The sequence below is a fragment of the Ruminococcus sp. NK3A76 genome (genome assembly GCF_000686125.1).
Taxonomy (GTDB): domain Bacteria; phylum Bacillota; class Clostridia; order Oscillospirales; family Ruminococcaceae; genus NK3A76.
In genome coordinates this window covers 2,921,438-2,941,891 of record NZ_JMMA01000002.1, presented here as the reverse complement: position 1 = coordinate 2,941,891, position 20,454 = coordinate 2,921,438, and the positions used below count along the sequence as shown (strand labels likewise).

Annotated in this window: 15 protein-coding genes; 7 read left to right on the top strand and 8 right to left on the bottom strand. The window is 51.6% G+C overall.

Annotation, left to right across the window (positions count from 1 at the left end; translation table 11 throughout):
* Positions 1 to 5 precede the first annotated feature (5 nt).
* From CD05_RS0113590 to CD05_RS0113560, 7 genes are all read left to right on the top strand, one after another.
* Positions 6 to 1,589, top strand: a complete 1,584-nt coding sequence (locus CD05_RS0113590) for an Hsp70 family protein (RefSeq protein WP_028510941.1) — start codon at positions 6 to 8, stop codon at positions 1,587 to 1,589.
* Positions 1,589 to 3,721, top strand: a complete 2,133-nt coding sequence (locus tag CD05_RS20045) for an Hsp70 family protein (protein WP_051589031.1) — start codon at positions 1,589 to 1,591, stop codon at positions 3,719 to 3,721. The genes CD05_RS0113590 and CD05_RS20045 overlap by 1 nt, the downstream gene beginning before the upstream one ends.
* A 23-nt stretch (positions 3,722 to 3,744) precedes the next feature.
* A complete protein-coding gene (locus CD05_RS0113580) occupies positions 3,745 to 6,792 on the top strand; it encodes a hypothetical protein (RefSeq protein WP_028510940.1) in 3,048 nt (1,015 codons plus the stop codon).
* Between the two features lie 19 nt (positions 6,793 to 6,811).
* Entirely contained in the window at positions 6,812 to 7,984 is a 1,173-nt protein-coding gene (locus tag CD05_RS0113575) for a hypothetical protein (RefSeq protein WP_028510939.1), read from the top strand.
* Positions 7,985 to 8,046: 62 nt separating this feature from the next.
* Positions 8,047 to 10,809, top strand: a complete 2,763-nt coding sequence (locus CD05_RS0113570) for a hypothetical protein (RefSeq protein WP_028510938.1) — start codon at positions 8,047 to 8,049, stop codon at positions 10,807 to 10,809.
* 48 nt (positions 10,810 to 10,857) lie between these two features.
* The gene (locus tag CD05_RS18770) at positions 10,858 to 12,276 is read left to right on the top strand and encodes a C-type lectin domain-containing protein (protein WP_037323027.1); all 1,419 of its coding nucleotides are present in this window, start codon (positions 10,858 to 10,860) and stop codon (positions 12,274 to 12,276) included.
* 91 nt (positions 12,277 to 12,367) lie between these two features.
* Positions 12,368 to 13,282 (top strand): hypothetical protein, encoded by a 915-nt coding sequence (locus CD05_RS0113560; protein ID WP_028510937.1) that lies wholly within the window; start codon positions 12,368 to 12,370, stop codon positions 13,280 to 13,282.
* Here the strand turns inward: CD05_RS0113560 and CD05_RS0113555 are convergent.
* The 8 genes from CD05_RS0113555 to CD05_RS0113520 form a co-directional block, all read right to left on the bottom strand.
* A complete protein-coding gene (locus tag CD05_RS0113555; RefSeq protein ID WP_028510936.1) occupies positions 13,270 to 13,476 on the bottom strand; it encodes a hypothetical protein in 207 nt (68 codons plus the stop codon). The two genes, CD05_RS0113560 and CD05_RS0113555, sit on opposite strands and share 13 nt — an antisense overlap.
* Positions 13,477 to 13,705: 229 nt before the next feature.
* Complete coding sequence (locus tag CD05_RS18765; protein ID WP_051589030.1) at positions 13,706 to 15,067, bottom strand: cellulase family glycosylhydrolase; 1,362 nt, start codon at positions 15,065 to 15,067, stop codon at positions 13,706 to 13,708.
* 215 nt (positions 15,068 to 15,282) lie between these two features.
* Entirely contained in the window at positions 15,283 to 15,912 is a 630-nt protein-coding gene (locus tag CD05_RS20040; protein ID WP_028510935.1) for a hypothetical protein, read from the bottom strand.
* 70 nt (positions 15,913 to 15,982) lie between these two features.
* Positions 15,983 to 16,987, bottom strand: a complete 1,005-nt coding sequence (locus tag CD05_RS20035) for a DUF6033 family protein (protein ID WP_051589029.1) — start codon at positions 16,985 to 16,987, stop codon at positions 15,983 to 15,985.
* A 261-nt stretch (positions 16,988 to 17,248) separates the two neighbouring features.
* Complete coding sequence (locus CD05_RS0113535; protein WP_242841255.1) at positions 17,249 to 18,103, bottom strand: IS3 family transposase; 855 nt, start codon at positions 18,101 to 18,103, stop codon at positions 17,249 to 17,251.
* Between the two features lie 5 nt (positions 18,104 to 18,108).
* A complete protein-coding gene (locus CD05_RS0113530) occupies positions 18,109 to 18,411 on the bottom strand; it encodes a helix-turn-helix domain-containing protein (RefSeq protein WP_028509370.1) in 303 nt (100 codons plus the stop codon).
* Positions 18,412 to 18,541: 130 nt separating this feature from the next.
* Positions 18,542 to 19,243, bottom strand: coding sequence for a late competence development ComFB family protein (locus CD05_RS20030; RefSeq protein WP_051589028.1), 702 nt, complete (start codon positions 19,241 to 19,243; stop codon positions 18,542 to 18,544).
* A gap of 206 nt (positions 19,244 to 19,449) precedes the next feature.
* The gene (locus CD05_RS0113520; RefSeq protein ID WP_028510934.1) at positions 19,450 to 20,226 is read right to left on the bottom strand and encodes an AAA family ATPase; all 777 of its coding nucleotides are present in this window, start codon (positions 20,224 to 20,226) and stop codon (positions 19,450 to 19,452) included.
* Positions 20,227 to 20,454 lie beyond the last annotated feature (228 nt).

Sequence of the window (20,454 nt, the reverse complement as noted above, 5' to 3'; positions counted from 1 at the left end):
AGAAAATGGCTGAAAAATATGTATTTGGTATCGACCTTGGCACGACATATTCCTGCATAGGTTATTTTGATGAGAACGGGCAGTGTGTCACCTGCCAGAGCTTAGAGGGCGAATCGACTATCCCCTCAGTCGTCAGAATGGAGCCCGGCTCTGACCCGATAGTGGGCAATGCCGCAAAGAACACGGCTATCCTTTACCCCGAGCTGACTATACAGTTTGTAAAGTCGAGGATAGGCATCGACCAGTCGTTTGCCTACGGCCCCGACCAGAGCTACACCACCACCCCTGTTGATGTCTCCGCTGAGATACTCAAAAAGATAGCCAACGACGGCTCGGTATACACCAATTCAGACGTAAAGCGTGTTGTCATAACCGTTCCTGCATATTTCGGCGACAGCGAGAAGCGTGCGACCAAGGAGGCAGGCGAGAAAGCAGGCCTTGATGTGCTCGGTATCATCGAGGAGCCTACTGCTGCGGCTATATATTACGGCATGAACAAATCAGAGCAGGCAGAGAATGTTATCGTCTTCGACCTGGGCGGCGGCACATTCGATGTAACTGCAATGGAGATAAAGGATAAGAGCTTTCGCACTATCACCACCGAGGGCGACCACGACCTCGGCGGCAAGAACTGGGACGTGGCCCTCATCGACCTCGTAAAGGAAAAGTTCCGTGAGGAGACCGGCTTTGATGACGAATACGACCCCGATATTGAGCAGGACCTTCTCATCGCCTGCGAGGAGGCCAAGAAGATACTCACTCAGGCTGAGAGCACGGTAGTTCCTGTCAAGGTTGACCGTCAGTACAAGGCTGCTATAAACATCACAAGGCAGGAATTTGACGATGCAACATCGAGCCTGCTCGAAAGTGCGGTATCCCTCACAAAGAAGGTCATCGACAGAGTTGACCTGCCGCTTACAAAGATACTTCTCGTCGGCGGCTCGACATATATGCCGCAGGTGAGAAGGGCGATAGAGGAAAACTTCCCGCAGCTTGAGATATTCTTCAACGAGCCCAACACTGCCGTTGCAAAGGGCGCATCTATATATGCATTTATGAAGTATATCCAGGGCGTTGAGTTCGGCGAGAGCGGCGAAGCCCCCGAGGGCAGCGTGCCGGGCGACACAGCTACACTTCCTACCGAGAAGATAGAGACTTACGAGAATATCGCCACGCTCCCCGGCATCATGGCAAAGCTGCCGTCAAAGATAATCACAGTCGCCAACAAGAGCTTAGGCATACGCATCTACTTAAACGGCGAGCTTAAGATAAACAACCTCATAATGAAGGACACCGAGCTGCCTGTTTCCGTCTCCGAGACATACGGAACTAACGAGGACAACGCAAAGCTCATTCCGATAGACCTTTTCCAGGTAAATAACTTTGAAAAATACTATGACGTTGACAAGGACCTGCAGATAGGCACAGCCATGCTCGAGCTTGACGGCACACTGCCGAAAAACTCGCCTATCGAAGTCACACTCTCGCTCGCAGAGGACGGCTGCGTACACGTCATAGGCAAGGACCTTACGCATAATGCGATGATAGAGGCCGACATCGTCAGCGACGCTGTGGAGCAAAGAAGCTGATGTTCACCGACGGCCTGACAGTAGGTATCGACCTCGGCACGACCTATTCTGTGGTGGCGTATATCGACCCTGCCACAAAAACGCCTGTCGTCATACCAAACAAGCTCGGCCAGAGGACTACCCCCTCAGTCGTAGCTTTTTCACCTGACGGGAGCGTTATCATCGGCAGCGATGCCAAGACACGCTCGGAAATGTCAGACCCCAACACCGCATCATTCTACAAGCTCGAAATGGGCAGCCGGAGCTACAAGGTGAGCTTTTTCGGCGAGGATATGGATGCATCGTGCATCTCGGGCAAGTTTTTGCGTGAGCTTATATCCCAGTGCGAGAAAAGTGTCGGCAGGAACATAAAAAGAGCCGTGATAACCGTGCCTGCGTACTTTGAAGACCCCGAGCGCAACGCTACTATCCGGGCAGGCAAGCAGGCAGGCTTAGAGGTGATAGGCGTTATAAACGAGCCTACAGCCGCAGCGATAGCCTACGGCCTTAAGGATACGCCGCAGGCAAGGAAAATACTCATATACGATCTTGGCGGCGGTACGTTTGACGTTACCGTCGCAGATGTCTCACATGATTCGATAAAGGTCATAGCAAGCGCCGGCAACCACTATCTCGGCGGCAAGAACTGGGACGAGGTGATATGCACCTGGCTGTGCGAGCAGTTTGAGGAGGAGTTCGGCGCTGACCCGTCGGAGGACAAGGAGACCTATAACTCGCTCATGGTCAAGGCCGAGAAGGCCAAAAAGCTGCTGTCATCGTCTGAGTATGCAGATGTGACAGTCTCCTATGAGGGCGGCAGCGGTAAATACCGCCTGACCGAGAGCATATTCAGGGAGCTGTCAGCAGACCTGCTCGATATCACCCACAAGACGATATCACGAATGTTTGACGACACAGGGCTCAGGTGGACGGATATCGGCGGCGTTATACTCGTAGGCGGCTCGACCAAGATGAAAATGGTGCCCGACTACATAAGGCGCATGACCGGCAGAGAGCCGCAAAAGGGCGTTGACGCTGATGAGGCGGTGGCGATAGGTGCTGCCATACAGGCTCAGACAGAGGAATACTGCGCTGTGAAGACTCTGGGGTCGCTCAGCGTTCAGCCGAGAGGATTTCTTACAGGGCAGGACAGAAGCGCATATGATATGTCGCTGCTGCGTGGTGCGAAATTCATAAGCGACGTGACTGCGCACTCGCTCGGAATGATATCCGTAAGCGAAGACGGCAGGCGCTTTGTCAATGACATCATGATAAAAAAGAACACCCCCCTTAGCAAAGCAAAGGTCGTCAAGCGGCGTGAGCTGCCGGTGTCTATGAGCGGCAACGAGCTGGAGATATATCTCTTGCAGGGCGACTCGCAAAGGCCGTCAGACTGCACGGCAGCTAAAAAGTATGTTTTCAGCGGCGTTGGCTACGTCCCCGGAGGGAAGACGCTCCTTGACATAACCTACCGCTACACGGTAGACGGCACTATCGACATAACAGCCGTGCAGACAGAGACAGGGCGGCAGCTTTTAAGGCGTGAGGAGCCGGTGCCTGATGATATGAGCTGGACAGACGGCGTGCCTGAGAGCAGTATGCTCACACCGATCGCCAAAAACGACGGCGTGCTCTATCTTGCGCTCGACCTTTCGGGCAGCATGGAGGGAGGGCCGCTGCAAATGGCAAAGGACGCCATGAAGGATTTCGTCGAGCAGTTTGACACCGACCGCATAAACATAGGCATCGCCTGCTTTGCCGAAAAAGCAAAGATAAGGCTCGATGCGACGTGGGATAAAAAAGCTATAAGAAAAGCTATCGACAGCATAGACAAGAAGACAGACCTCGGGCGTGGCACCAACGCCGAGCCGCTGACAGTCATGCTGCCGAGGATAAGAAAATACAGCTACTCCGGCTTCAAATACGCCGTGATACTCACCGACGGCAGCTGGTACGACGGCGCAGACCTGAAGGCGCTCAGGCTCAAGGAGGAGTATGTGCGAAACGGCATAGAGATAGTCGCCCTCGGCTTCGGAAAAGCGAAGTACGGCTTTTTAAGGGAGCTGTCTACCCGTGAGGACTTAGCAGAGGTCGAGGATATAGCAGGCCTTGACCGCATGATGCTGAGGATAGCAAAGATCATACAGCAGTAAGACTCTGATAAAGAAGGATACTTATGGAGAACTATTATCTTGTAATTGAATTGCCGATAGAAAAGCAGGTGTCTGACATGGCCGCTGTCACCAACGCTCTTGACAAGAAGCAGCGTGAGTGGAACAGCTCTAACAACACGCAGGTGAAGGCTAAGATCACACAGTTCATCACCTCGGGCGTTATCAGGGAAGCAGCAGCCGACAAGGCCGTCTGGAGCAATGTGTACAAGGAGGCCAAAGAGACAGTCGAGAACGACCTCGGCAACAGGCTCTCGATTGTTGCGGCATCGCTCGGCGGCGTGCTATCGCAGGAGGATATAGAAAATATCCTCGGCAAGTATAAGTATAAAAAGTCTGTCAGCTTGAAATACGCCGAGGGCATAGCCGAAAGGCTCGGCATATCGCTCGGCGGCAAAGAGGCAGAGCAGGAGCAGCAGGCAAAAAGGCGCATAACTCTCAAAGACTATGAGCCCGAGAGCCATGTGAGATTTTCCGCCCCTGCAAAGCAGCTGCAGATAGTTGGCTGTGCCGATTACTATGAGTTTTTGAGAAAGTATTCCCGTTTGTCAGACCTTCCGTGCAAGAGTGTTGCCTTCTCGCAGCATACCGACAGCAGAAAGTGCGCTGCCGCTGCAAGGGATATCGAAAAGGCCTGGAGCGGCAAAAAGGAAGACAGCGAAAAGTCGGCAGTTGACAAGGTGTGCGACCAGATAGCACGCTTTGACAGCGGCGATAAGGCAAGCTCGCAGGAGAATTATAATAAGTATCTCGTGTGGCACGCAATAAAGGATATATTCTCTGACTTCTGGAGCGCCATGTCGCTTGTCGAGGAGTCAAAAAGGGCGATAGATGCCAAGGTCAAGGCAGACATGATAACACGCCTTACCGAGGTGACAGCCGACAGGGAGGCATCCACCCAGCTACTTGAAGAATACTGCGAGGAAAAGAAGATAACCCTGCAAAAGCCGCTGCCGAGCGTCGGTGTGTGCCCGTTTTGCGAGAATACGTTTGATAAGTCAGGCGGCACTCCCGAGCGCTGCCCCAGCTGCAACAGGAGCTTTATGCTCGTCTGCCCCAGGTGCGGGCGGCAGGTCAATTACGCCGGCAAGCGTGAATGCTGCGGCTTCAATTTCGATATCTACCCGATGATAGAGCGCCTGTGCGCCGATGCCGAGAGCTTTGCAAGGTCGCTCGACATAGAGTATGCCGAGAGCCTGCTTGCCGATGCCGACAGGCTGTGGAAGGGCTTTCCGCAGACAGCGCAGGTGCGTGCGGTCATTGATGCAAATAAAAAGCTCGCCGACTCGCTGCTGCAAAGCCTTAACAGCGCTATCAGCGAGCACCGTGTCTACTCTGCGGCAAGAGAGTATGAAGCACTTAAGACCAAGCTCCCGGGGTATTCAGACCCGGTGCTTGAAAACAAGATAAACGACCAGATATCCGAGGCAGAGCGGCTCTTTGAGCAGTATAAGGAGCAGACTTCAAACGCAGGGCGGCTGAGGCTGCTTATGCAGATATCTGCGATTGCGGCCGACTTTCCGGATATCGACAGCCTTTTCGGCGAGATGCCGCTCTCGCAGGTGGCAAGAGTGACAGCCGAAGCCGAGCAGAGCAGCGGCAGGATAAGCGTAAAGTGGGACTGCCAGAACGAGCCCGGCACTGCGGAATACATTGTGCTCAGAAAGGCCGACTCGCCCCCGGTGAGCGCTGACGACGGCGGCGCAGAGGTCGCTGCATGCACCTCTGAAAGAGCCTTTTCCGACGGCGGTGCGCAGACAGGGCAGGTGTATTACTACGCCGTGTATGCCGCAAGAGGCAGCAGAAAGAGCAGGCTGTGTGCCTGCCGTGAGCCGGCAGTGCTTTTCCCGAGGATAAAGGAGCTGACTACCGTCTGCGGCGAGAGCACAGTCGAAGTCTCCTGGGAGGGCAGCAGCGGCAGTACCCAGTGCGAGGTCTTCCGCCTTGACCACGGCAGCGAAAAGCGCTACGGTGAGGGCGTGCGTGTAATAGATGTCTACGACGGCGGCTTTAAAGACACAGGGCTTTGCGTCGGCACGAGGTATTTTTATAATATCTTCTTCACCGTGCGCTCGCAGGGCGAGAGCTTTTGCAGCGAGCCTGTGTGCTGTTCGGGCTTCACGGTAAAGATGAGCAGCCCGGTGAGCTTTGATGCGATATGCGCTGAGAACGGCATATACGATATCACCGTGACAGACGGCATCGAGCACGGCAGCGATATCAGCTTCTGGCTGTGCGAGAGCAGATGCTTTGCAAAGGGCAGCTCCGTGCCGCTCATGCAGCTGTCAAAGCGGCTTGATATCAGGCGTGTTCACGCAGACGAGATAATCCCCGGCAAATACTCGGTGCCGATAGACAAGGACGACAGCGGCTATCTGTATGCCGTGAGCGTGCGAAACAATATGGCGGTAATGGGGGATAACATCTTTGCGGAGAACCTGCCCCTCATACCTGTAAAGCATCTCAGAAACGACAGCACGTCGCTTCATATCGAGCTTGAACAGTTCCCGAAGAATGCCGATATGCTCTTTGTCATATACCGCTTTGACGGCTACCCCGAGAGCATAAGCGACGGCACAAAACTCAGGATAAACCGCTCGGCCTACGAGCGTGAGAATATAATCATCAAGAGCCTTGAGGAGCGTGACTACTATATCAGCGGCTTTGTAAGGACAGGCGGCGAGGAGAGCACAGTCTTCCGTGCGCTGTATAAAAACAGCGGCAGGACAGAGCTTATATACTCCTTCTCGTACAACGTTATATCAGGGCTCAGGCTCAATGTCAGATTTATCGAGGAAAACGAGCTGCCGGAGCTTTCGGTGCGCTTTCTTATGGGCGCAATACCGGTTAACGACGACCTCGGCGCAGAGCTCTGCACAGTGCCTGCCGTGAGTGAAAAGGCAAAGAGCTTTTGTATAAACCTATCAAAGCTGTGCGATGTAAAGCTGCATGACAATATGTATGCCAAGGTGTTTGTAAAAGACCCGAAGGAGAAGGGGCGCTATCTGCCTCTGCTCGATGAGGGAAAAAGCCCCAAGCTAAAGGGTCGATGACAAGGAGAAGTGTGATCTTATGGCATTATTCAGACAAACTATATGCCCCTACTGCTATAATAAATTTGCGCCGTCTAAGATAGAGTGGCGGTGTAACTCGGGCAGGTGCAAAAGCCCCGATAAGCTCGAGGAGGATACACGCTACAGCGAGTATCACGATGTACACGGCTCGGCAGCAAGGCGTATGCCGCATATCATAAACGACCCCAAGCCCAAAAACGGCTTTGTGGTGTGCGATAAGTGCGGCGATAACTCAAATATGAAGATATGCCCTGTCTGCCACAGTGCGCTGCCGAAGACAGATGAGAATATCATCATATCCATAGTCGGTGCGACAGGCACAGGCAAGAGTTATTTCGTAGGCACGCTCTTAAAACAGCTGCGTGCTAAGCTCAATGCCTTCGGGTGCAGCATACAGTTCACCACCACCGAGGCAAGAGAGATGTATGAAAACAAGTTTGAGAAAAACTTTGCGCAGGGCGTGCCTATCCCTGCGACAAAGCCGCCGGCTGAGAATATAAACATCGTCGGCGCAAACCTGCCTATCCTCTGCGACCTGACAGACAGGAAGCTCAGAAAGCGCACATTCACATTCTTCGATGCGGCAGGCGAGAACTTTGAAAACGAGAGCATCATGAGATATGTTGCCCCCTATATAAGCCATTCGAGCGCTATAATACTGCTGCTCGACCCGACGCAGATACCATATGTCAACAGCACCCTGCGTGAGGAGAACCGGGGGCTCAGGCTGAGGGAGACTGACAGAGATGTGTCGTATGAGACGATACTGCAAAACACCATTGAAGTTATTCATAACCACACACGCTCTACAGGCAGGATAAAGATACCTCTCGCAGTCGGCTTTTCAAAGTGGGATCTGATAGAGAATTCCCCCATGCTCCGCCCCGACGAGGGCAGCAGCATATTGCAGCCAAGCCCCCACTTTTCAAAGGGCTTTCAGAAAATGGACTGCGAGAATGTAAATTTGGAGATAGAAGGTCTGCTCGCAGCGTGGGGATATGAAAACTTCATCGTCACGCTAAGACAGAATTTCACAAACGTCAATTTCTTTGCTTTCTCGGCAATAGGCGCTGATGTAGACGAGCGGGGCAATGTCCCGGCGATAGTTCCCAAGCGTGTTGAGGATCCGTTCCTGTGGCTGCTCAACGAGCTTGGCATAATTGTAAGATAAGGCGGCACACGCTAAATGCTGTGCTGCCGTGATGTTTCCGACCTATACAAAAAGGTGATAACATGAATATCGAACAGGCAATTTACACTCATACAAAGGTGCGGCGTGATACCCGTTCCACAGGGTTCGGGTATTATTCGACCACCCCCGGCATGGAGAGGCTGCTTCATGACAGCAGCAGGCTCGCAGCTGTGTCTTCAGGCTATATCTCGCCGAGAAATTCCGACTGCTGGTGGGAAAAGGACGAGCAGGAGCTTAGCAAGCGTGACGAGATAGAAGCAAAGCGTATAAGGGAGCATCACCCTGTCTGCTTTGGATACACCACGGCAGATGCCGGCGGCAAAGAGCTTGCAGCGCTTACCTTCGGCAGGAACTTAGGCCGTGACCTTTCGCCGCTCACCCGTGACGGCAATATACTTGTAAACACCCTTGTGCTGCCGGCTGACGAGCTTGAAGGCTACCCGTATGAATACTGCGGCAGCCGTGAGCTGTTTGTAGACTTCGAGCGCAGCTTTTTCCTTAATGCCCCCGACGAGCCTGCACCTTTCCTTACACCCCCTGCAAGCATTACGCCCGGCGACGCTGCCCCGACAGCAGAGGATATAGAGAGCTTTCTGGAGGAGGAAGACCGCCTGCCGGCTCTCTGCTCGATGATCGGCTCACTGATGCAGATAAACGACGGCGGCGACCTTAAGCGCATGATAGTGTGCGACAAAAAGGAAAACATCATCTTCTGGATAGCCGCACTGTCGCTCGTGTTCCCGGCCGAGACTGCAAAGCGCTTTACCTTCAGGACATATAGCTTTTTCGGCTGTAATTCCGATGATTTCTCGGCGGTGTATGACGACGTGATGTTCTGCGGCGCATATACCCCCTCGGTCAACGGCGACCCCAAGTCGTCAAGAGCCACCAACTACAGCTTTGCCTATGAACGTGATAACCCTGCATCGGCTGTGTTTGATCTTGAACATGGCTATGTACACGACAGCGGCGACAGCTGCGCATATTTCAGCACCTTCATAGAGAGCGCATTCAGCACTGATATGCGTATACTTAAAAGCTACCACGATTTCATCGTCAGCAAAACGACCTGCCGCTCGCTCGGCAGCGACTACGCAAAGGGCTACAGCTGCTATACCATATTCCAGCTCAGAAATGAGCACAGCCTTAAATACCTGCCCGATGCATTTGACTTTGCACTTAAATATATGGACGCAGATGCGCTCCGCCAGCTGCTTGGCATAGCATTTGCCTGTACGATAGACGCAGGCAGGGAGGGCGCTTCATTTGCCGATATACTCAGCGTTTCGCAGCAGGGTATCGAAAACGGCAAGGTGGACGAGGAGTATGTAAAGACCCACTATATCTCCTTCCTTATAAGCCTTATCACGACTAAGGGCACGGCGTGCGACGATTACTACAGGCTCAAAGAGCAGATAGCCTGCCTGTTTGAGCGCAGCAGCGAGAGCATCGGCCAGGCGCTCGTGACGGCATTCACGGTCGAGGGCATATTGCAGATGACACCTGCCGAGGACTCCGGCTGGAAGTTCACAGAGCTTGCCGACTGCATCTACAGGAGCCTTTGCGACAGCAGCCGTTTCTACGGCACAGATGAGGAGCTTATCGAGGCTTTTGATGACCTCGCACTCAAGCAGCTGTTCTTTGTAAGCGGCGACAGCAGGCGGAAGGTGATAGACGGCTTTGCCGAAATGCTCGAAGCCCCGGCTGACAAAGCGGCATTCCTGGAGGATATGTACCTAAAATCTATGCACCGCCCCGATATATGCCCGGAGATAATAAGAAGCACAGCCGCACTCTGCATAAACGATACGTCTGCCGAGATGATACACCATGCGGCGGCTTTTGCCGGCAGGGTCGGCGAGCGTGAAAGGCTTTGCGCCTGTATCCTGCAAGCCCCGTCACTCCCTGACGAGGCGGCAGAAAGGGCAGAGGTGTTTGAAAGGATAGTCTGCCGCTCAGACGGAATACTTGATGACTGCTTTGATATGTTCATCACCGACCTTGAAGAGCATATCGACGGCGGCGAGCCCAGCTGTGAGGGGATATATCTTGTCTTCTCCTTTGCAAGGCGCTGCGGCAAGACAGACTGTGTCGATATGGCACTGCTTTGCGCAGACTACTACAGCATCGCCGCAAAGGAATACGGCGCATACGGTCTTACAGGCCGTCCGGCGCTGCACCTGCTTGAAATGGCATCAGAGCTTGAATACCCTCAGGAGGAGCTGAGAGGGCACCTTGGCAATATGGTCACGCTGCTGTTTGTCAGCCGCTATGCCGACGAGCCAGACGTGCGCAGAATGTGCCTTGCGCCAAGCTCGATAATGAAGATAAACTTTGATATTTTAGAAAAGCCCGGCAGAAGCGAGTGCATAAGAGTGCTCGGCGGCGCTTTTGCACTGAGGAGCATAACCATCGGCACGGCGCTCGAGGTAAATTATGATATGTTCGTCGATACAAAGGACGCAAGCAGCGAGGAAATACTCAGCGATGTATTTTTAGAGTGGATAACCGTGCTCGCAGAGCGTGGCGGCAAGAATGCGCCGGTGCTCATAGGCGAGACACTTGCAATGTCGGTAAAGGAATGTAAGCTCGATGCAAGGGCTGTCGGAAGGCTGCTCTCGGAGTTTCGGGTAAAGCTCGCCGATGTAAGGCGCAGCACGCAAAGCCCCGAGGTGATGCAGTATATCTCAAAAAACTGCGATGACCCACAGGAGCGTAAAGCAGACCTTAACAAACTTATGAACGATATAGAAGGCAGCGCAGCCGGCAGAAAGCCGTCCTTCCACTTCGGTAAAAAGCACTGACCTTCCGGGCGGCGAGGCTGCCTGCGACCCAATGAACGGAGGCGCATGATGAAAAGAGCGTCAGCAAAGATACTTATACTTATTCTTCCGGTGATGCTGCTGATGTCGTCATTTTGCAGAATCGGCTGTAAGGCCGGGCAGGTGATGACGGCTGTGCCTGACGATGCGGTGCAGCTTGGCGGGCATTACTATAAAATATATGATGACCTCGCAGGCTTCAAAAAAGCCACAGCCGACAAGGCAGAGAAGTTCTGCGAAAAGCGTGGCGGCCACCTCGCTACGATAACCTCCGAGGAGGAAGACGAGCTGCTTCATGACCTCTGCGTGGATGAGGGGTATAGCAATGTCTTCTTTGGCCTTACCATGACCGACGGCAAGTGGAAGTGGGCAAACGGCGAAAAGTCAAGCTACACAAACTGGGCTTCCGATAAGCAGGGCGGCAAGTCGGGCAGCGTGGCACAGTATTCTGATGATTTTGAAGACGGCTCGTGGAAAAGCGGCACCTTCGGCAAGGACGGCACTGCGTATATCTGCGAGTGGGACAGCGGCACCAAGGTCTCGGACTTTTCGTCAGAAAAGGGCGAGGAGTGGGTCGAGAACGGCAAGAGCAAGCGCCTTGGCAAAAGCTATTATATGGTGTTTGATATCCATCTCGAACGTGGCGATGCATCAAAGCTATGCAAGAGCTTAGGCGGCCACCTTGCCTGCGTAAACAACAAGGACGAGCAGAAGTTTGTAAATGACCTGATAGACAAAAACGGCAGCAGCAATATGTACTGGATAGGCGCTCTGCTCGCCAAGGACGGCTGGACGTGGGAAAACGGCGACAGTATGGAGCGTTTTCACGACTGGACAACTAAAAAGCCCAACAACAAAGACAATGATGCGTATTTTGCAGCCATAAACAATAGCCTTGATAAGTACGATAAGGGGCGCTGGGTCGCACAGACCTATTCGGGCTCTCAAAGCTCCGAGGCGGAAAACTGCATAAACTTCGGCTTTGTCTGCGAGTGGGAGACAGTGTGTGTGTCTGAGGCAGGCGAGTTTGTGACCCATTCCGGCGGCGAGTGGCAGGTGTTGTCTGAGAGCAGCTGTGTCAATTCCGGCAGGCGTGTAAAATACTGCGAGCGCTGCGGCGGCATAGCTAAGGACGAGGAGATACCTGCCGAGGGGCATGAGTTTGCCGAGAAAAAGCTGCTTGTCCCCGGCTATACAGAGCTTGTCTGCGTCAAGTGCTCAGAGCGCTCACGCAAGATAAACAGCCGCAGGATATGGATACTGCCGGTAATGGTCATCATCTATCTCCTTGTGGTCGCAGCGTATATGACGGCACGCTCTGACTTTGAGCGCTACGCCAGGTCAAAGGGCATCGAGATACAGACAAAACGTGTGAAGTGGTGGGTGTTTGCCATTCCGCCGGCGGCGTATCTGCTGCTTCTCGGGATAATGTATATAGCAACAGGATAGTTTTTGTATTTTCTCTGCACCCGATAGAGCATTTTGGGGGTATTACTTATGAAAGACCCCAAAAACAAAACCTTAGAAGGAGTGTATCAATATGCCAAAGCCAATAAACAGCTTTTTACAGGAACTCAAAGCATTAAAGAAGAACGTCAAGGGTAATGACCTGCTTACACAAAGTGTAGATAAGCTCATCAAGCATTGCGACAAGAACAAGGAATACGATGATATCACATTCCTCAATAAAGACCTCAGCACAGCAGGCTATACCAGGAAGGACGACGAGAAGAAAAAGCAGATGATAGCAGCAGCGTTTATCGAGAGAGTTATCCTTCTCAACCAGCTTCAGGAGGCATCAGGCAATATGCTTGACCCCGAAGTAAAGGACCATGTCGATCAGGTAGTGCAGAACAACACCTTGTCAGAAGATGAGATAAAGATGCTTCAGAACTACGAGAACGAGCTTGCTGAAAAGCAGGTCGATGATATGTCTACCCTCGATACCGAAATGAAGGAGATAAACAAGATAAACGGTGCTATCTCAGAGATAGACATCAAGGAATGCCCTCCCGGCACAGACCCTGCTCAGTTCCAGAAGGACACGGCTGAAGATTTTGCCGATGCAAAGAAACTGGTCGAAGATCAGATAGCCAAGGCACTCGCTGTAAAGACTATCGGCAGAACGATAAAGAGCTATCAGGCAGCAGATGGAACTATGACTGTCGAGGAAAGAAAAGAGCTTGAAAAGGATATGTACGGCGAGAACGGCGCAAATATCGAAGCTGCCGCCAATGATATCAAGACAAGAGATGATTTCCAGAGAATGATGAGCGATGTCAAGAGCTGGACGGATCTTAAGATAATGACCCAGGAGGTGCAGGGTGTCGGCAACCGTATCTTCAAGCGCCTTGCAGACACTGCAAAGACCATGATAAACGAGCAGGCTATACAGGAGAACGCCCCTGAGCGTGCAAGTACCTTGGAGCATCATATGGAGCATCAGATGACATGATATGAGCGCACAGCATGATATGATATAGGTAAAAACAGGCAGGGCATAGGCTCTGCCTGCTTTGTATCGTGTCTGTTGACCTCGACCGGGGATTTTCTGATAAACGAGCCGCAGATCATCATTCCGATGCTTAAGGCAATACCGCACGACCATTGTGTGTCAGATGCGCAGTCGGATTTTTCGTCAGATTGCATAGAAAATTCGCAGGCATACTACCGTATGGCAAGAATTTTCTGTGTGATATGACGGAAAATCCGCAAGTAGATGGCACACAATGGTATCCGTCGGTGGTTGTGCGGTATTGCCTTAAGAGCTTTGTTGGATAAAGCTACAGTAAAATCGTAAAAATCTACGCCGCTTCTGATAAGTGAATAAAACATGACCGCACCCGTTTTTTTTACGAGTGCGGTCTGATTTTTTATGTTATTTCAGCGTTACCTTCCACCCGGCAAGATACTGCTTTAACAGTATTCCGTCCTTGAGATCTATCACGCCGTCACCGTTAACATCGGAATTTGTCTTGTTGACAGCCACCTTCCAGCCGGCAAGATGCTGCTGTAAGAGCAGGCCGTCCTTTAAGTCTACAGTCTTGTCGCCGTTAACATCGCCCGGTATCTTCGCCGGAGCCGTCACAGGATAAGCCTTGGAAAGAGCCTTGAGGTAGCTCGGGTAAGCAACTGTCAGGCTGTTTCGCTGTATCATGCCGAAGTTCTCCTCGCCGACACCGTACAGATTGTTGTCCCATAGATATACAGGTATGCCGAGAGCCTTTGCCTTCGAGGTGTAGTCCTCTGCCCACTTGCAGCGCTCAGAGTCGTTGTTCTTGTTCGTTGCACCGAACTCGCCTATGTAGCAGACCATGCCCTTGTCGAGCACCTTGCTCTTTACCTGTGAGAAGAACCAGTCAAGCTGGCTTTTGATGCTGTCGTTGTATACGGATACTGCGCCTTCCCATTCCTTGGTGTTCATGGCGAAGTCATATGGCGTGTATGCGTGAATGGATACGCCTGTCATGCTGCTGCTGTCATTTGGCAGTCTGAAGCCTGCAACAGTCGCACCGTCAAGCGATGCATCATAGCCCGGGCACATTATGAGCCTTGTCTTGTTGTTGCCGCCCGATGCTCTTATCACATCTACTGCGTCCTGATTGAGAGTGTTTATAACGCCTACAGCTTCCTGTACGTTAGACGGCGGATTGTCCACCGGGAACCACCATTCTTCGCCCGTGCCCTTAAGTCTCGGCTCGTTGAGCGTTTCAAATACAAGGTGCTCGTCGTAGTTTTTGAATGTCTCGCTCACCTGTGTCCATACGCTCTTGACAAACGCTTCGGAAACGTCCTTGTGCGCATTGTCCGGGTAGAAGTAATTGCCGTCGCTCTTTACCTCGTTGTCGTGGTGGATGTTTATGATGACGTACATTCCCTCATTGTATGCGTAGTCAACTACCTCCTTGACCCTTTTCATGTATGAGGCGGATATCTTGTGGCTGCTGTCCATGTGATAGCCCCAGGTCACAGGTATTCGTATGCTTGAAAACCCCTGCGAGTGTACGAACTCTATAAGGTCTTTAGTTATCTTCGGGTTGCTCCAGTTTTCCTCGGAGTTGTCGCCCGGGCCTGTCGAATCGAGCGAGTTGCCAAGGTTCCAGCCGAGCCCCATTTCGTATAGTATCTGTGAAGCGGTCTTGTTGGCAGCATCAGCCTTTGTCACAGGCATCGCAGGAATGGCCGCCGCAGCTATAGCCGCCGCCGAGATAAGTGCGGTCAGCTTTTTGAATAACTTCATGCATATTCCCCTTTCGGTGTGGTGTTTTGCATATTGATTATATCATAAAACCTATTGCTTTTCAATGCCGCCACAGTATTTCGGAGTATTGCATAAATAGGCAGGGGCAGTTTTCGTGACAATTCACAATGCACCGGGGCAAAGAAAAACACGCAGGGTTCAAAACGCTCTCGCCCTGCGTGTCTTTTATATGGCATAATTCTATAGGCAAATCATTATTCGGCGCTGCCGCCGGTGAGCTCAGCCTCCCATTCATCAAAGCGCTTCATGACCTCGTCGTAGGTCTGCCTTGTGATGTCGGGCATATCGTCAAGACCCTTCTTGCCGAGCAGCTCTGCCGCACCGCCGAAGCCCTTGATGATAGAATCCTTGAGCGTTGACAGCTTGCTCGCATCATTCCCTGCAAGCAGCTTTGCCATGTCCATTATCCTCGTGGCAACGCTGTCTACCGACCAGTAGCCGCCGTCCTCGATCGACTTCTGCGCCTCGTCGATGTCCTCCTGCGTGATGTCCGACAGCGAGAGCGTCTTGTCAGGCCCGAAGTATTTGAGCCCTGCCGCCTTGGCCTGCTCGCCGAGCATCTCCTGGATCATCGACTGCATAGCCGCAGCACGCTGCTCCTCCATCTGCTCAACGGTCTTCTGAATGGTCTCTCTGCTGTAGATGCCGCTGTCGCTCTGCACCTGCTCCTCGCTCTTGGTGTAGGTGTCCTGCTTTACTGCCGTGGAGGAAGCCTGTTCCTCGCTCTCGACTTTTTCCTCATACTTTTCATAGTTTGCGAGCGCTTCGCCCGTCTTCATGACAGTGGCCGCATTCGTACTAAAGAATACACCGCCTACCTCCATAAATTTCACCTCCCTGTAAAATCATTGGCATTTTATTCAGTTAACAGTAGTGCTCAACTGTTTACTGTTCTTACATTAAAGACGCCATAGCCTGCGCCATTTCCTCCTCCGGGGTCGGCTCACGGTCATCAGCCGTCGCCATCTGCGACTTGGCCTGCGAAAGCAGAGACTCTGCCGCCGAGACTGATGCTTCGTCTACGTCAAGCCCCTGCGCCTTGCCGGTCTCGCATTCTTTGAGGTCTGATTGTATCTTCGCCATTATCGCCCGTATCTGACTGCGTGTTTTGGCCGCAGCGAGCATTCGTGCGAGCTTCTGTGCGTTTATCGCAACACAGCCGCTTACCTTTTCCGATCCAATGGCCTCGTCGCCGCCCACGTCCTCGGCTTCGCCCTCTGTGGCTTCAAGCGCCTTTGCAGCCTCGCCGAATAGCTTCATGTCCTCCTCGTCAAGGATAAGTACGCCCTTTTGCTGCGCCTCGCTCATGAGTGAAGCAAGCCTGTCGGCAGCCTCAGCGTTCTTCTCACGCACAGCGGAAAGCAGCTTCTCAGCATTCTCCTGCGCCTGCGCACGAAGCTCCTCGTTAAGCTCGTCATTCTTCACAAGGACTGATGCATGGTGCAGGTTTCCCTCGTCGTCAATGAAGTTCTCGCAGTATGTGGTCTTCATTCCGAGCGCCTTTGAAAAGCTCTCGGCAAACGCTGTGGCTTTCTGAATGTCACGCAGCTTTTGCGTGTATGCCGGGTCGCCGGCTGCCTTTTCAAGAAAGCCCTCGCTTACCTTGAAAGCCCAGCGGTCAGCATTGTCGCCGCTGTTGGCAGCGCTCTTTCCTGTAAGCCCCGTGCCGACCGAAAACTTCATGCCGGGGAACTGCTCTTTCAGCCTGTCAAGTGCCGCCGAATAGTCGTTTTGCTGCACAGCCGCACTTTCCTGAAACCTTTCCATACCCTCCGCCGATATCTCGACTGAGTCCTTTACCTCGGTGCCGGACTTGATGTCACCCTTTGCAGCGGTGACTTTAGATAATGCCGCAGCAGAAAACACAGGCCTGCCGCCTGATATGCTGTTTACGTTCATAAAGTCACCCCCTCTGGGGAAAGTGGTTATAACTTACATAATAGTAATCGGCCGGAATATTTAAAATTAAATACCCCAAAAGGCTTTTTCTTGAATTAACCATCTGTTAACTGCTTGCTCATTGTATGCACACATAAGTACACTGTGCCAAAAGGCAGGATTAAAGAATAAACAAAAACAGAGGTATCGCAGCAGCGGTACCTCTTATTCTTTGAACCTGTCAAGTTTTCTGCACACATAAAGTTAATAAAACTATTGATATCAGCCAATAGAAAGCTTTTCATTTCTGAGCTCATATGGCGTTTTTAAGCCGTTTGAGCTGTGATAACGATGTGTGTTGTAAAAGCCAAAGACGTATTCAAATATTTTTAGCTCGGCTTCCTTCCTCGTTTTGAACCTACAGCCATGTACACAGGCATTTTTGACCGTTGCCCAGAAGCTTTCCATAGGTGCATTGTCATATGGCACACCGCTTCGAGACATACTTTGGATCATCTTGTACTTTTGAAGCTTGTTTTTGTATGCATTGGAAGCATATTGCACGCCTCGGTCAGAATGGAACAGCAGTCCTTCGCCCGGCTTGTATTTTTTGAATGCCTGATCAAGCGAATCGATCATCAGTTCCTGCGTGTGTTTGCTGCTAAAGCTTAATCCGACACAATCACGTGCACATAGGTCTATTATCCCTGCTGCGTACAGCCAGCCTTCGTCTGTCCATATGTAAGTGCTGTCTCCGCACCACTTTCGGTTTGGCTTATCAGCATTAAAATTGCGGTCAAGAAGATTTTCTGCAACTTGATACTTGTGCCTGCTGTTGGTCGTTGCCCTATATTTTTTGCATTTTTTCGGGTACATATTTCCTTGACGCATCAGCCTTCCGACTTTCCCCTCACTCATCGGGTATCCGGCTTCTTCAAGTGCTTTTTTCATACGCACTCTGCCATACTCCTCATAGCTTTCAGCGAAGATCGTCTGCATTTTCTCTACAAGCTCCAGATCTTCTTTTTCTTTGTTGCTGTGAGGGTTTTCCTTTCGGTCATAATATGATCTTGTACTTATCCCGAGAGTCTGACATACCAGATTGATCGGATATTTATCCAATCCTCTCGCCCGCAAGTCATCTATCTTTTCTTTGACTCTTGCTCTGCCTGATATGCCGCAACTTTTTTTAAGATCTCTACCTGCATCCTGAGCTTTTCGTTTTCTTTCTTCAATCGCCTAAGTTCTGCATCCTGCGGACGCTGTTTCCCACAGCCTACAAATGCATCCTCGCCGTACTTTCTGTACTCTCTGCGCCATGTGTAGATCGTTTGCTCCGGTATTGCGAATTTTTCGGATAACACTTTCACAGATATGTTATCTTTGAAGTGCAGTTCCATGATCTTAAATTTGAATTCCCGACTGTTTTCTCCATGTGTGCTCATTTGAAGCCAACTCCTTTTTTATATTATATCATTATTAACTTCAAATGTGTAGTTTTATTATACAGGTTCATCTTATTCTTAACTATTCATTATTCACTATTCACTCTTCACTGAGCTGCGCAGCAGCGTTTCAGTGCCTCGGGTTGGCCTTGACGTGAAGTATAGCCTTGGAAATCGCCTGCGTTACCTCGTCAGGGCTCTCGTTTTTGAGCAGAGCCTCAACGTCCGCCTCAGTCGTCACGATGTACTTCGGGCTGACGGTGTTGAGCGCCATTGCCATAGCATCGTTGCGGCATAGCGTGCATGAGCAGCAGCCGAATTTCTTGAGCGCCGCTTCTATCCTGCTTGCCACCATTCGCTCGTGAATGTTTATCACCTTTACTGTCGTGTCAGGCTTTGGCGGCTCGGGCGCAGGGGCAGGTGCCGGTGCAGGTGCCGGAGCCGGTGCAGGCTCGGGCTGCTTCTGGGGCTTTGGTTTGTCTTCTGCGTCGGGTTGTGCGGCAGGCTTTGCTGCTTCCTGCTTGCCGTCCTTCGAGTAGGTGCTTATTATCTCCTCGACATCGGGCGCTTCGGCTTTGGGAGCGCTTTGCTGCTGTTCTTTCCTGGCAGCTTCCTCCTCGGCTTTTTTCATAGCCTCTATCTCCTCCGGGGTGAGGTGCTGCCTTGCAAGCTCCTCTTTTACCTCGGCAGAGCGCTTGTCCCTCTCGTCCTCATACGGGTCAAAGGGCTGCATATTCTTGACATTCGGCGCTACTGTGTGCGCAGAATCTCCCGACGGCATGATCTTTGAGAACATCGCCTGCTTGTTTATATCTTTCCTTGTCTTTGCCATAGTAACACCTCTCTTTCAGGTAACAGGTCACAGGTAACAGGTAACAGGTAAGGTGCGCCCTGCGGGCGCTTATGGCCATTCGGCCTTGTACCCTACAGTATTTCAGATATTAGGTAAACTCTATGCCCTATAAGCCCGAATGGGCATACATCCTGCGTAAGCAGGACACAATACCTGTTACCTGTTACTTGTTACCTGTTACCTGACTAATACGGGTGCTTTACCATACCGTATCTTTCAAGCTCGCTCACCAGCGCTGAGAAGTCCTTCGTGCCGGTGCTGCGCCTTGCGTATTCGGTTATGTCCATTTGTAAAGCCTGCGCTTCGGCGAGAGCGGTCGAGTTTCTTATCACCGTCTCGAAAAGGGGTATGTGCAGCTTCTGGCATATCATCTTTGCCGTGCCGTATACCTCCTTGTGCAGCTTTGAGCGCTTGACGTAGCGGTTTATCAGAACGCCGGCTATCTCTATACCGGGGTTTATCGTGTGCTTGACGTAGTCTATCGTCTCGTAAACGAGGGTAAGACCCTGTAGTGAAAAGATATCCGGCATCATCGGTATGATGACGTAATCGCACGCAGTAAGGGCGTTTACCGTGAGAATGCCAAGCCCCGGCGGTGAATCGACTATGATGTAGTCGTAAAACGCCTGCGCTTCCTTTAAGGCTGTGTATAGCAGGAATTCTCTGTTCTTGCCGGTGTATTCAAGCTCGATGCCCGAGAGGAGTATGTTTGACGGCACGATGTCCGTCATGCTCATTCTCTGTATCGCTTCCTTGACAGTCACATCGCCTTTTATCAGCTCGTATATCGTGGGCTTTGAGTCAGTCTCGGCACCTGTCGAGAAGGAGAGGTTGCCCTGTGGGTCCATGTCAATGGCGAGCACCCTGTAATCCTTCCTTGAAAGTGTGGCGCAAAGGGCATTGACGGTCGTCGTTTTGCCGACACCGCCCTTCTGGGTTATTACGGATATTATCTTTCCCAAGCGCTCTCACTTCCTTTGTGCGGCATTGCCGCAAGATGCAGTTGCCCGGCCTTTTCTGCCGCTTTAACAGCAAAGAAAGGCCGCCTCGTTTATTATAACATAAACGCTGTAAAATTTCAAGGGCAAAACCGCCTTCCGGACAGTTTTGCCGCTGATTTTTTTATTCTTTTTACATTTTTACAAAAGTGTTCCTGTGATATATCAGTATATGCCTTTGCGGTCGTCCCC

Coding starts and splice junctions, on each gene's coding strand:
- CD05_RS20030 (WP_051589028.1), bottom strand. CDS start 19,243: ATGGCAAAGACAAGGAAAGATATAAACAAGCAGGCGATGTTCTCAAAG.
- CD05_RS0113590 (WP_028510941.1), top strand. CDS start 6: ATGGCTGAAAAATATGTATTTGGTATCGACCTTGGCACGACATATTCC.
- CD05_RS0113530 (WP_028509370.1), bottom strand. CDS start 18,411: ATGAGCACACATGGAGAAAACAGTCGGGAATTCAAATTTAAGATCATG.
- CD05_RS0113555 (WP_028510936.1), bottom strand. CDS start 13,476: ATGCAATCTGACGAAAAATCCGACTGCGCATCTGACACACAATGGTCG.
- CD05_RS20040 (WP_028510935.1), bottom strand. CDS start 15,912: ATGGAGGTAGGCGGTGTATTCTTTAGTACGAATGCGGCCACTGTCATG.
- CD05_RS20035 (WP_051589029.1), bottom strand. CDS start 16,987: ATGAACGTAAACAGCATATCAGGCGGCAGGCCTGTGTTTTCTGCTGCG.
- CD05_RS18770 (WP_037323027.1), top strand. CDS start 10,858: ATGAAAAGAGCGTCAGCAAAGATACTTATACTTATTCTTCCGGTGATG.
- CD05_RS0113560 (WP_028510937.1), top strand. CDS start 12,368: ATGCCAAAGCCAATAAACAGCTTTTTACAGGAACTCAAAGCATTAAAG.
- CD05_RS0113575 (WP_028510939.1), top strand. CDS start 6,812: ATGGCATTATTCAGACAAACTATATGCCCCTACTGCTATAATAAATTT.
- CD05_RS20045 (WP_051589031.1), top strand. CDS start 1,589: ATGTTCACCGACGGCCTGACAGTAGGTATCGACCTCGGCACGACCTAT.
- CD05_RS18765 (WP_051589030.1), bottom strand. CDS start 15,067: ATGAAGTTATTCAAAAAGCTGACCGCACTTATCTCGGCGGCGGCTATA.
- CD05_RS0113570 (WP_028510938.1), top strand. CDS start 8,047: ATGAATATCGAACAGGCAATTTACACTCATACAAAGGTGCGGCGTGAT.
- CD05_RS0113580 (WP_028510940.1), top strand. CDS start 3,745: ATGGAGAACTATTATCTTGTAATTGAATTGCCGATAGAAAAGCAGGTG.